This window comes from Halomonas sp. BL6 (genome assembly GCF_006228115.1).
Taxonomy (GTDB): domain Bacteria; phylum Pseudomonadota; class Gammaproteobacteria; order Pseudomonadales; family Halomonadaceae; genus Vreelandella; species Vreelandella piezotolerans.
In genome coordinates, this window is record NZ_VDGL01000002.1 from 47848 (window position 1) to 60003 (window position 12156).

A 12156-nucleotide genomic window follows, 5' to 3' on the forward strand; every position below is an offset into this window, starting at 1 on the left:
TTTACCAGCGGCACGCATTGCGCAGTGGTTGAATAGATTCTCGCAGCCCCGTCACGTCGAACCGCAAACCGTCTAGAGCGCCCACCTCGCTGCGCAGGGACAGCTCATTGGTGCTCAGCAGTTGCTGAAGCGTTTCGATGGCGGGAAGCCCCCGGCCGCCACTCAGCACTTGTCCGCCATCGCGCACGCGCCACTGCTGTTGCACGGAACCGCCCTCCCCTGAGAGTCGAAGGTCTACCCGGGCATCAGTCAAAGGGCTGGGGAGGTGCAGTTGAAAGCGAGTAATGAGTTTTTCGCAGGCCATCACCAAAACCGGGCGAGGTGGCGTCGTTCCCAAGGCAGGCGCGCTCATCAACACGTCATTGCCCGAGACTTGGACGATGAGACCGACATTCTCTTCTTCACGCGCCGCTTCTTGCTGCTCGATGTCGTACCACAGTGCGGGCATGTCGACGCTGTTCGACGTGCCCTCTCCGACTTGGAACACCGCGTCGTAGCAGTGCAAGCGTTCCAGCCGGGAGGGCTCTTCGCCGCAGTCGCGGGCTTGACGGAGCAAATCTGTCTCGGGCTCTGCATGGAGACGAGGGGGGATCAACACACTGATCAAAAGCAGGCCAGCCAACAGCCACCAATGTTTAAGCAGCATCGTGTTCATTTACCATCCAACTCCAGTTGCTGGCACTTATGCGCCAGCGTTCGCTTTGGTAGCCCCAGGCTTTCCGCTGCACGTGCACGGTTTCCTCCAAAACGCCGTAAACGCTGACGAATGATCGAGGTCTCCACCTCACGTAGCGCTTGGCGCAGGTCGTCGACTTCGTCCGAGAGAGGGAACTCATTGGGCATGACCGCCTCCAGGGCGGTAGGCGTTACCACGTCCTGATGCTCCCCAGGCAGAACATCGACGTCGATATCAGCGCCTGCGGGCGTCATGGCGCAGGCGTAGTCCACGATATTTTTGAGCTCTCGCACGTTGCCTGGGTACTCTCGACGCTTCAGTAAACGCAGGGCAGCTGGCGTAATACCGATGTCGTCGCGCTCTTCGCGCTGACAAAACGCGGTAATGAAGGCCTGAGCCAGTAGCGCAATATCGTCCCGTCGCTCGCTAAGCGGCGGTACATTGATGGGAAACTGGCCCAAACGGTAGTAAAGGTCCGCTCGAAAGCGCTGCTGCTTGATCTGCTCTTTAAGCGGTTGATGCGTCGCTGCCACCAAGCGTAAATCGGCGCAGCGCTCTTCACTGGCACCCAACGGCCGATACCGACCGCTCTCCAGTACGCGCAGTAGCTTCGCCTGTAGCGCTAACGGCATATCGCCAATTTCATCGAGAAACAGCGTGCCGCCGTCGGCTTGACTGATCAGACCTTCACGAGCCTTGTCAGCACCAGAAAAAGCCCCCTTGGCATGGCCAAACAGCTCTGACTCCAGCAGTGCTTCGGGAATGGCGGCACAATTGATGGCCAAAAACGGGGCCTTCGAGCGCGTCGAGAATTGATGAATGGCGCGCGCCACGCGATCTTTACCGGTGCCCGTTTGCCCTTGCAGCAAAACGGCAAGCTGTGTCTCTGCGGCGCGAATGATGTGCTGGCGCAGGGAGCTCATCACGGCCGACTGACCCAACAGGTCATCGGCGAGCCGGTCGGCCAAGGTTTGACGTCGAGCACCGTCGTTCAGTTTGGCCAACGATGCCTGCAGTGCTTGGGAGCGATGACGCTCTCCTTGCTCCCGCGTCAATCGCGACCACAATCGGCAAAGCAGCGCTTCGAACGCGCCCATTTCCGGCGTATTTTCCAAAGCCGTGAGCGTCTCTCGCTGCCCGACTAGCAAAAGTGCGCCCAGCCACTCCCGCGCGCCGTCCAGCGCACGTAGCGGCAGCACGTTGAGCTGCAAAGCGCCGCTCAACGCCGACAGCTGGGCCTGAAAGCCAGGATGGTCGAGCCGGATGCGCGCATCTGCCACGCTCAGCGCTAACGGCTTATTGCTGCGAATGACATGGGCATAGGGATGGCTGAAATCGGCACAGTCGAACTGCAGGTCGTCACTGTCCCGCCCCAGCCAGCGCCCGCTCCCCTCCACGTAGAGACACTCGGCTAGCGTCAAGCCCAAGTGCCGTTGCAGTAGTTTGGCCGCCTGCTGGCGTAACCCACTGGGAGAGCTGCTCTCGACCAACGTGAGGGCAAACGGCATACCCGCTAGCTCGACGGGCAGCCGTGAGGGGAAAGCAGTAGGGTAAGCAGCGGGCAGCGTCATGGTGTCAAGCCACCTCCGCAGTAAAGGTACCATCCGTTCGATCGATCCCGAGTGAGACGCGCTTGACGGTTTCGCGCTGCGCCATGCGCGCCAACAGCGCTCGCGACAGCGGTGGCAACAGCTCGCCATCGATCACTGACTCCAGCATGCGCGCGCCGTTTTCACTGCGCGTTGCGCGCTCGCAGATGGCATCCGTCAGGGCATCGTCGAGAGTGATCTCTGCGTCGCGGTGGCGCGCCTGAATACGTTTGGTCAGTGTCGCCAGCTTGGCATGGACGATATTGCGCAGCGTCTCGCCCGCCAGGGGCAGATAAGGAACGGTTTCCATACGCGCCAGGAGGGCAGGCTTGAAGAAGTCGGCGAGAACGGGGTAGAGCGCGGCGTCCAGCGCCTTGGCATCATCGCCATGGGCGACGATGGCTTCGTAGCCCAAATTCGACGTCAGGAAAAACACGACGTTCTTACAATCGATCAGCCGCCCCTCTCCATCCGCAAGCTCGCCCTTGTCGAACGCTTGGTAAAACAGGTTGAGCACGTCCGGGTGGGCTTTCTCGACCTCGTCCAACAACACCACCGAGTAGGGCCGCTGGCGGATCGCCTCCGTCAAGAGCCCGCCCTCGCCAAAACCGACATAGCCCGGCGGCGAACCAATCAGACGAGATACCGTGTGCTTCTCTTGGTATTCGGACATGTTGATGGTGGTCAAAAATTGGCGTCCGCCATAAAGCTGCTCGGCAATTTGCACGACCGTTTCGGTCTTGCCCACGCCGCTAGGACCGACCAGCAGGAACGCGCCCAACGGCCGCCCGGGGCGGCGCAGGTCGGCACGGGCGGTGAGCAGATGGCGATGGATCCGCTCGATGGCAGCCCCTTGCCCTTGAATTTGTTCGCCCAGATAGCGAGGCAATTCGGTTAGTCGCGTCAGCTCATCGCTGGTCATTCGCTCCACGGGCACACCGGTCCAGTCACCGATCACTTGCGCGATCTGCGCTTCTTCGACGCTGGGAGTCACGAGCGCAAAGTCTTCCTGAAGTTGGGCTAGCTGTTGTTCTCGCTCGGCTAACTCACGCTGCCACTGTTCAGGCAACGCCTCTTGCGAATCATGCTCGAGTAGTTGGCGGTGCAGCCCCACGATGGCATCCACGCACTCACGCTGCGCCTGCCAAGCTGCTTCAAGGGTCGATAGCTCGGTTTCAAGGGTCGACAAGCGCTCATCCAACGCGTGGCGGGCAGCCGTGTCCGGCTCGCGACCCAGCAGCGTCTCTCGGGCTAAGTGATCACGCTCGCGCAGCGCAGCCGTATGCTCGCTCTGCAGATGGCTCAGCTTGCGAGGCGGCGTATCCAGTGCCTGCGCCAGCCGCGTGCAGGCGGTATCCAACACATCGATGGCTTTGTCAGGCAACTGTCGCCCGGCTAGATAACGTGCGGAGAGTGCCGCCGCCGCACGTAAACCGCTATCGCCGATCAGCACTCCGTGAGCACGCTCGTACACATCCCGCAGGCCACGCAATATGACCAGTGCCTGTTCGACGCTGGGTTCAGAAAGCGCGACGGGTTGGAAACGCCGCGATAGCGCAGGGTCTTTTTCAAAGTATTTTTTATACTCACGCCACGTGGTGGCCGCGATGGTACGCAGCTCGCCCCGGGCCAGGGCGGGCTTTAGTAAATTGGCCGCATCACCGCCACCTTCCTGGTTACCGGCACCAATCAACGTATGCGCTTCATCGATAAACAGTAGCGTCGGACGCGGGGCATTCTTCACTTCATCGATGACGGCCTTCAGACGCTTTTCAAACTCACCTTTCACCGCCGCACCGGCTTGTAACGCGCCTAGGTCGAGTGTCAACAGCTCGACGTCCGCCAGGGCGGCGGGCACTTGGCCTGCCACGATACGTGCGGCCAAGCCCTCTACGACGGCGCTCTTACCCACGCCAGCGTCGCCAATCACGATAGGATTGTTTTTACGACGCCGCCCTAGAATATCGAGCATTTGATCGATTTCCGGGTCTCTACCAAGCACCGGGTCCAACTTGCCCTGACGGGCTTGCTCCGTTAGCGACGTGGCAAACCGTGCCAGCGCGGTGTCATCGTTCTGCTGGGTAGGCGATCGCGATGCCAAGGTCGACGCCTCTTGCGGCGCCTCGGCGGATTCAGCGGTTATCCGGTCAAAATGACGGCGTAAATGCTCACGATTGATGTCGGCTAGCAGGCGCACCGATCCGCTAGCCAAGTAGCGGTCTGGGTTATGCAGCAGCGCGGTGAAAATCACCCCACTACGCAGCGTCAGATGTTGATACTCGGTCGAGGCCAATAACCACGCGTCTTGTAGCAGCTCGATGAGCAGCGGAGAAAAGCTGGGGGTGGCCACCTCGAGGGTGCGTGGAGGACGCAACTCTTCGGCCAATTGGGCACGCAAGTGCGACGTATCCAGATCGATATGCTCACAGATGCGGCGTACATCGCACAGCGGCTGGTCGAGCATGGCTTGCAATAAATGCCCTGCCGTCACTTCTGGAGCTTGCTGCTGCGCGCATAGTACAGCCGCCTGTTCGAGGCCTTGTCTCGCCACCGTGTCAAGACGGCCAATCAGTGCGGATAGCTCTACCCTGAGCATGGTGACTCCTAACGATAAAGTTGGTTGAGAAGGGACGTAATTTGGTCCGCTTGTTGATCAAGCGACCAGGAGAACGCGAGGTAGACCCCGACCATGGCAATACCGAAGAGGGCAAAGATTCCCCATGTTGGGAAACGTGAGCCTCGGCGCTGGCGACCCTGAACGACGTTATTCAGCGGTGTCGTCAAAGACTCGTCGGCAGGCTCTTTCAGCCCCGCCAGCTGATCCCCCAAGGCGCGCACGACTTGCTCATACTCGTCGCGGCCATGCGACATCACCCGATAGCGTCCCTCGAAGCCCAAACAGAGGCACAGATAGATGAACTCCAGCATGTCGCGATAACGCTGCGGTTCTTGTTGCAAACGTGCCAAGATGGAAAACACTTTTTCCCCACCCCAGGTTTCATTGTGAAAACGCGTCAGTAACGAGTGTTCGGCCCATTTGCTTTGGCGCCCCCAGGGCATTCCCATGACCGCTTCATCAATGAATGAGCACAGCACATAGCGATACGCCAACAGGGTCGCCCGGTCATAGCCTTGTTCGGTCAACTCGATATCGATCGCCGCAATTTCGTCGACGACTTGACGGTACAAACGCTCCACATCGCCAGCACTGTCTAACTGACGTACCCGCACGACCATGCCCAAAAGACTACTGGCGGCATCGACCAAGGGGTTGAGATTGTGTCCACGCAGGCGAAACCAGTAATCTTCGTCGGCGTCGAGCTGCTCGGCATGGCTATGAATGAGATGCTCAAGGCCGCGCTCGTTGATCAAATCCTCGTGTCGCCCCTTTGCATGAAACGCGCGCTGCCGGGAGGTGCTCAGTCCATCACTCACTAATTGCTGCATGATTTAACTCCTGATCGCCCAGAACTGCATTTCCAACCCGGGGAACTCGCCCGCCACGTGGAACGCAAAACCGCTGGCACCGTTGAGCATTCCCCACGCTTCGCTTTGGCGGTCCAACTGGAAGTAGGTATAGCCTGCGTGATACGGCAGCTCACGAGGTGCCACTGGCAAAGGCTCGAGCGGTACGCCGGGTAGCTGTAAGCTGATCAAATCGCGGATACGCTCGACGCTGGCGACCTTCGTTTGCTGCAGAAATAGCTTGCGCAGCCGCTCGTTGGGCATGTCGGCACGCACCGCTAGAATGAACTCGGCGGATTCGATCAAGCTGAGATCAGACAGCGGCGCCACCAAGAGGCCAAATCGACGAGCCTGCAATTGAATCGCCACGGCACGTGGCTCGAGTACCGTCGAGAGCGCTTGACGCAGCATTTTCATCAGAGGACGGAACGCCCGCTCGGGATGATCGTGATCGTAAGCGGGACACTCTGGCGGCAAGCGCGACTCGTCGGTAAACGTGACCAGTTCACAGGCGATTTCGTGCATGGTGTCGTAGAGGCGCTCGGGATGGAGCTGACCTAGGCGCGCTAGGTGTTGGAAACGGGGCTGGGCACGGTTCAACAGTTGTAGCAGCATGAAGTCCGATACGTCCGCGACACCGGCTTGATGGGGTGTCGATAGCCGCTGAGCAATGTTGCGTGCACGCTCGCGCATCAACCCGGCCATTTCGCCGACAAAGCGCTGCAAGCCCGGAGCTGCCTGAACGTTGAGCAGCGTGGGCAGAAACTGCTCGTCCAGCACGAGGCTACCGTCAGGACGCCGTTCGACGATTCTGGCAACGGCTAAACAGGCGTAGCCGCTACGATCTTCTTTTTCTAGCAGCAAGCGGGGCGATACGCGGGCCACGTCTAGCTCGGCAGTGGCACCTTCCCGTGAATGCAGGTCGCGCACGCTACGGCTCAGTAACCGATAGCGAGCAGGCAGATCATCACCAGGCCAGCGCACTTCTCCTACGCCGTCTGTCGCTAGCGGTAATCCCAAATAAACCACTTGGTTCGTGATGCTGGCGTCGTCGATCTCCAACGGTGTGGGCTCGACATCATCGGCCGGTAAATGGAACGCCACGCCGTCCGGCATGACCCCACTGGCTCGACTAATCGCCACACGCCCGAAGCTGAGGAATTCGTTGTTCAATTCCAAAGAGAGAAAGCCGTATAGATAGTGGCTAACACCCTTCAAGCGGGTATCCAACAAGCCTTCCAAACTTCGCTGTTGCTGTTGGAAATGCTGCGGTTTGATGAAGAGCCCTTCGCTCCACACGACTCGGTTGCGGGTCGCCATTACTCTTCCTTCCTTAGTGCTACTTCGCGGTCACGCAGGTGCACCAACAGATGGTAGTGCTCGCCTTGGCTGGTGATTTTCACGACCTTTTTCCATTCCGCCTCGTTGGGCGAGGCATAAAACGCGATGATGCCGATGTAACGCGTATCCTCGTCTACCTCGAAGGGCTCGTAGAATTTCCACTGGCCGGGAAGCAGGGTGAAGTCATCATGGGTCAAGTAGTTGGTGCCCAGTGCCTCCTCTAGATCGCGCTGCAGCTGTCCCAGATCCGCGGCCATGAGCATGGAGTCATCTTTCAGTTGCAGTATCTGAAAGCGCAGCGGCGTGCCCTCGCCATCCGCATTAGGGTTGGCGTTGGGCTCGGCCACCATGCTGAGGTCCACGAGAGAGGGTCTCTCTTCTGGATACCCCACAGGGATAGAAGGATCACGGATCACTTGCCATGCCTTACCCGTGGCTTCCCGCGTTGAGGCACAGCCGACCAGCACTAAACAGAGGCACGCCACTGCCGCCAGCCGAACTAAACGGACGGTGCTCATGCTTCCTCCCGCTGCTGGCGTCGAACGGACTGGTCATAGCCCTGCTCGAAGACTTCCCAAAAGAGTTTTTGAAAGCCTTGCTGACGGCCAGAGTTAAGCTCCCGGTAATAGTGCTGGTACATTTCCCAAGCCCAGCCACCTTCATCGTCGATACGAGCGCCCGCGCCTCGGTACGCATGAAAACGCTTGAGCAGCGCATCGGGAGAGAATGCATCCAGAATGGCCCCCAGCGCTAAGCCAATGGCCTCTTCGACGGCGGCTTGGTGCTGCCCTTGATGACGCAAACTTTCGGCCACCGCCTCGGGAGCTGACAGATGCACGGGGCTGCGCTGGGCGGAAAACAGCGTTTGTGCCGTCTCATCAAAGGAGAGCCCCAAACGTAATGGGTTATCCTCGATGGGCTGGAGCCGACGATCCCGAAGTGGGTACTTACTGTCATTCTGCGCCTGTTGTAGCAAGCGCAAACCATCCACGGCGGCGCGTAGTGTTTGGCCGGCTTCTTCCAAAAATGCCTGCTGCTCTTCGCTATCACGAAAAGGTAAATCGAGCCCCATACCTCGCAATAGGGGATCAGCGCCTACATGGCCCAGCGCTTGTGTCGTAGGGGTTTGCCAGCGATCCTCGAGCTGTTCACCCACCGAGCGCTCTAGGTCGTTAAGTTGCCGCTCATCCATGTCACTGCTCCTCTGCCTAAATGTGCCGTTAAAGGTTTGCCTACCAGAAAGGTTGACCGTTTCGCTGCGCGGCGGGTGATGCCGAAAAGGGGCTTCCTCGAGAGGTTCTATCGGTGATACGGGGGCTGACCCGCGATCCAACGCCACCATAGGATCGTGCTGTAACGAGCCAGGCATGACACCTCCTAGTGCCTCAATGGGGTCGTCTTGCCTGGACTGCTGACGATGCGAGTACTCACTCCCAATGGGCGCTTTGTCATACGGGTGCGTCATATCCTCATGTTCTTCATCGATCAGCGTTGTGATCGAGTGCACGCCTGGCTGCCACCCATGGCGGTCGCCCAAATGCACTTTTAACCGATACTCACCTACGATCAGCTCATCGCCATCGCGCAGAGCGACTTTTCGGCCCCTCCCCACGGGCAGCGTCGCGCGATTGATGTAGGTATGGCCACTGGCATCCACCAAGCAAAACTTGCCATCGATCTTAAGGATCTCAGCATGATGAGGACGTATCAGGCCGACATGATCTTGAAGCAGCCAGTCATCTGCGTCGCTTGCTCCCAGCGTGCCGCCTTCTTCATAAAACACGTGGCTGCTGGAGGAGCGACCCTCTAGCTGTTCACTGTTCAACACAACCAACGTAATGACATCGAAAGGCTCGGCGTGCATGGTTTAACTCGTCATTTGAATACGGACACGGCGATGCGTCGCGCTGCCGTCGCCGTCAGGGTTTACGAATGTCGTCCAGCCCAGTTGGCAGGAATCAATCTCGCCCAACTGCATGGGCCTCACGTCGCGCTCAAGCAGCTCGAGCTCCAGGTCGTAAGCCAGCGGCTCGCGCAAAACGAAACTCACCAGTGTCCTCAACGGCTGATGCTCGACGCCATCAGGAAGAAAATCGCGAAACCTCTCCAGGGTTAGCCCGCGCAAGCAAAGGGCAAACTTGCCGTTCACATCGGCCACCCGTTCGCCTGCCACCATGTCCTCACCAAGCGTCATGCCCGTGAAACCAGCCCGGCTACGCTGGTCCAGCGGTATGTCGACCCAGCGGTGTACCCACTGCTCGATCTCGACCGTGGCAATGTCGAAACAGTGGCTGACGATGCCGCTGACCACGTCCGGCGAACGTGACCGACCGGCCAGCAAGCCGGCATACGCCAGCATCTTGCTCCAGTTGATCGGTGTCTCACCGCGTAGGTTGCTGTCGGCAAGCCCTACCAAAGCAAAGACGGTGGCGGAAAAACCATCCTGGGCATCGTCTTGATAGCGCACGTAGTGGCGATACTTGCGCCAGCTTCGATGCAGCAACGTCAATAAGCGGTGATTGAAGAAGTCTAAAAAATCACCCGCCGCCCCTTCCTGATGCGCCGACTCATGCGCCAATGCTTCTAGGTAGTAGCTAGGCAGCGGTGACTGCGCTCCCTGTAAACCAAGAAAGCTGACTTGCAGGGCATACTGCCCCTCCTCGTTCATTTCCAGAGCCAGCACATCACTACTCGGAAACCCCAACGACGCCGAGGTGGTATAACGCACCCGCTGAAAAGCAGGCACGCTACCGCCATGCCGCTGCTCCAAATCATCCCCGTGATGACGATGCAGCAGTTCGACCAGTTGAAAGAATTCGTAGCGACGCGCGCCGTTGAACAAGGGCGCCAGCGCTACATCAGAGGCTGCTGCCCCACTTGCAAGCTCCATACATAGCGCTCTTGGTTATGACGATTGACCACCTGCAATTCGTGAAACGAATTGATGCTGGCGTACAAAGACAGAAAGCGTGCTAATACGCTGCCAAAGAGATAGAGGCTGCCCTCATCGCCAAACGCCTCTTGATCAAGCGTCATGACCGAGCGCAATCCGCGTACTGGCAAACCTCTGCGTAAACGGTCGACAGGCTGCGTCTGAATATCCACGATCCCGGCCAGGCGCTTTTGTGCGATGCGTTCTGCTTGCCGGTCGACCAGCGCTCGAAAGTCGTAGGCTTTCAGCACGGCACATAGCGCATCTCTATTGAGTAGCGACAGATAGTTCAGCGATAAATTGGAAATCAGCACCCACAGCAAACCATCATCGATGGCGGGCCGCAGTACGGGCGTGGGCTTGGTGATATTGCGAAATGCTGCGAACGTGGGGCTTTTCTCGGTGCCTACGCACACGTCACCAATCGTGAGCTGCTCGGGCAGTTCACGATTACTGCAGGTCAGGCTCAATGAGATGGTCTCCCGCAGCCCCAGACACTGCTGCTCATCGCCTCGGATGAAGGCAATGTCGTGATCAAATCCATCACCTCTTACGCTGTTACACACCCGCACCCGGTAATGCAGCGTTTCGCGTCCTCGGTCGCGCTCGATTTGATGCTGAAAGCTCTCGAAGGGCACGTAACGACGCGCGGCTGCCTGTACGCTGTTTTTATCGCCCTCCAGACGCCCGACGACGTCATCGACACTGAACGTTTCGAAATGCGCGGGAGTTTGGCTACTAGGCCGAATACGATAGTCACTTCGCTCCCCCGTCAGGTCGATAGGTTCAGCGTCATGCTTGAAGAGGTTGATCGCTGGCGTGCAGTACAGTGCCAAATGCTCGTCTTGCACCCGCGCATCCGTCGGTAAAGGGCGAGAAAACTCGAAACGAAGCGTGGCTCGACGACCGGGGGTCGCAGGCAGGGTTTGCGCGAGATGTTCTACATCGAAAAAATGGAAGGCCTCGGGGAAGCAGAGATACTCCTGCAGGATTCGATACCCCTGATGCACGTTTCGCGGGTAGGGCAGCAAGGCTTGGTCTCCATCGAAGCCAACCGCCTGTAACGTATCCGCTGGCAGCCTGTACGCAACGCCGTCGATCTCCAGCTCTAGTCGCGCCAGATAGTGACTCATCCACAGATACAGCGTCCTTGCGGTATATGAATCTCCACCCAAATAGAGCCGTATCGCATCGATACCCAGCGAGTTCATAGGCTGGTCACTGTGCACGGACATCGCCAATTCGACGACGGAGCTCTCCCGGGTATGCCGCGCAGTGACACCGTCATGTGCCAATGGGTATAACGCAACATCATGACAGGTGCGAAATAAGCAAGCCGTGTTGTTAACCGCCACGCTCGCCAGCTCTGTCCCACGGTCAACGACCTGCTGTTGGCTCAACGCGTTCACCTGCGGCGTGAACTGCACGACCGTCATACTGGGCACCGGACGTAAATAGTTTGGCCACAGCATGCTGATCAGCGAGTGGGTCAGCTCAGGAAACTCATCCTCGACTTTTTCGCGCATGCGCCCCGTCAGAAAGGCAAAGCCTTCCAACAGACGCTCGACGTCCGGGTCGGTGCTGCGTTCCGATAAAAAACGGCTAAGGCCAGGGTTTGCGTCGGCAAACTCCCGCCCTTGTCGTTTCAGAAAATTGAGTTCGTCTCGGTAGTAGCGATTGAGCATGAGTGCCTCGTTGGTCTATCAGTTGAGACACTGATAACGCTTGTTGTTGAGCAACAGGTCGATCGTGGTGTGCGTACTGCTGTTTCCTAAAGCCACCGTTGCATGTACTTGAAAGCGCAGCTGGAGAGGGTCACCTGAGTTGGGCAACGACTCGACGTCGACATGCTGGACGCGTGGCTCATAGCGCTCGATACAGTGCCGAATGGCCTGCTTGATATTGAGTTCCAGATCCAACACACCGATGGTGGCATCATTGAAATCCAGCAGGCCAAGCTCGGGCACACTCGCACTGTTGCCAGGATGACTATTGAGCAAATCCACCAAATGCCGTTTGATGGACGCAACGACGACTTCCAGCGGACTCTCGCTCGCCTCTGCATGGTGCGGTTGAGGTGCGGCAAGACGCTCGAACAAACGGTTGCCTAATCGCCTACGACTGCTCTCCATTGCCATCCTGGCTCCACCCTC

10 protein-coding genes are annotated in these 12156 nt (G+C 58.5%); all 10 read right to left on the reverse strand.

Annotated elements, in window-relative coordinates:
* Position 1: 1 nt before the first annotated feature.
* The 10 genes from vasI to tssE are packed head-to-tail and all read right to left on the reverse strand — an operon-like array spanning position 2 to position 12141.
* Positions 2-655, reverse strand: coding sequence for a type VI secretion system-associated protein VasI (gene vasI, locus FHJ80_RS03765; RefSeq protein WP_139525711.1), 654 nt, complete (start codon positions 653-655; stop codon positions 2-4).
* The gene (locus tag FHJ80_RS03770) at positions 652-2247 is read right to left on the reverse strand and encodes a sigma-54-dependent Fis family transcriptional regulator (protein WP_139525712.1); all 1596 of its coding nucleotides are present in this window, start codon (positions 2245-2247) and stop codon (positions 652-654) included. Before FHJ80_RS03770 ends, vasI begins: the two co-directional genes overlap by 4 nt.
* A 4-nt stretch (positions 2248-2251) precedes the next feature.
* The gene (tssH, locus tag FHJ80_RS03775; protein ID WP_139525713.1) at positions 2252-4861 is read right to left on the reverse strand and encodes a type VI secretion system ATPase TssH; all 2610 of its coding nucleotides are present in this window, start codon (positions 4859-4861) and stop codon (positions 2252-2254) included.
* A gap of 8 nt (positions 4862-4869) precedes the next feature.
* Positions 4870-5712 (reverse strand): type IVB secretion system protein IcmH/DotU, encoded by an 843-nt coding sequence (icmH, locus tag FHJ80_RS03780; RefSeq protein WP_218013962.1) that lies wholly within the window; start codon positions 5710-5712, stop codon positions 4870-4872.
* Positions 5713-5715: 3 nt separating this feature from the next.
* Entirely contained in the window at positions 5716-7050 is a 1335-nt protein-coding gene (tssK, locus tag FHJ80_RS03785) for a type VI secretion system baseplate subunit TssK (protein ID WP_139525714.1), read from the reverse strand.
* Positions 7050-7589, reverse strand: coding sequence for a type VI secretion system lipoprotein TssJ (tssJ, locus tag FHJ80_RS03790; protein WP_139525715.1), 540 nt, complete (start codon positions 7587-7589; stop codon positions 7050-7052). The genes tssK and tssJ overlap by 1 nt, the downstream gene beginning before the upstream one ends.
* A complete protein-coding gene (gene tagH, locus FHJ80_RS03795) occupies positions 7586-8935 on the reverse strand; it encodes a type VI secretion system-associated FHA domain protein TagH (RefSeq protein ID WP_139525716.1) in 1350 nt (449 codons plus the stop codon). Before tagH ends, tssJ begins: the two co-directional genes overlap by 4 nt.
* 3 nt (positions 8936-8938) lie before the next feature.
* Positions 8939-9961 (reverse strand): type VI secretion system baseplate subunit TssG, encoded by a 1023-nt coding sequence (tssG, locus tag FHJ80_RS03800; protein ID WP_139525717.1) that lies wholly within the window; start codon positions 9959-9961, stop codon positions 8939-8941.
* Complete coding sequence (gene tssF, locus FHJ80_RS03805; RefSeq protein ID WP_139525718.1) at positions 9925-11688, reverse strand: type VI secretion system baseplate subunit TssF; 1764 nt, start codon at positions 11686-11688, stop codon at positions 9925-9927. The genes tssG and tssF overlap by 37 nt, the downstream gene beginning before the upstream one ends.
* A gap of 18 nt (positions 11689-11706) precedes the next feature.
* Positions 11707-12141, reverse strand: coding sequence for a type VI secretion system baseplate subunit TssE (gene tssE / locus FHJ80_RS03810; RefSeq protein WP_139525719.1), 435 nt, complete (start codon positions 12139-12141; stop codon positions 11707-11709).
* Positions 12142-12156: the final 15 nt, after the last annotated feature.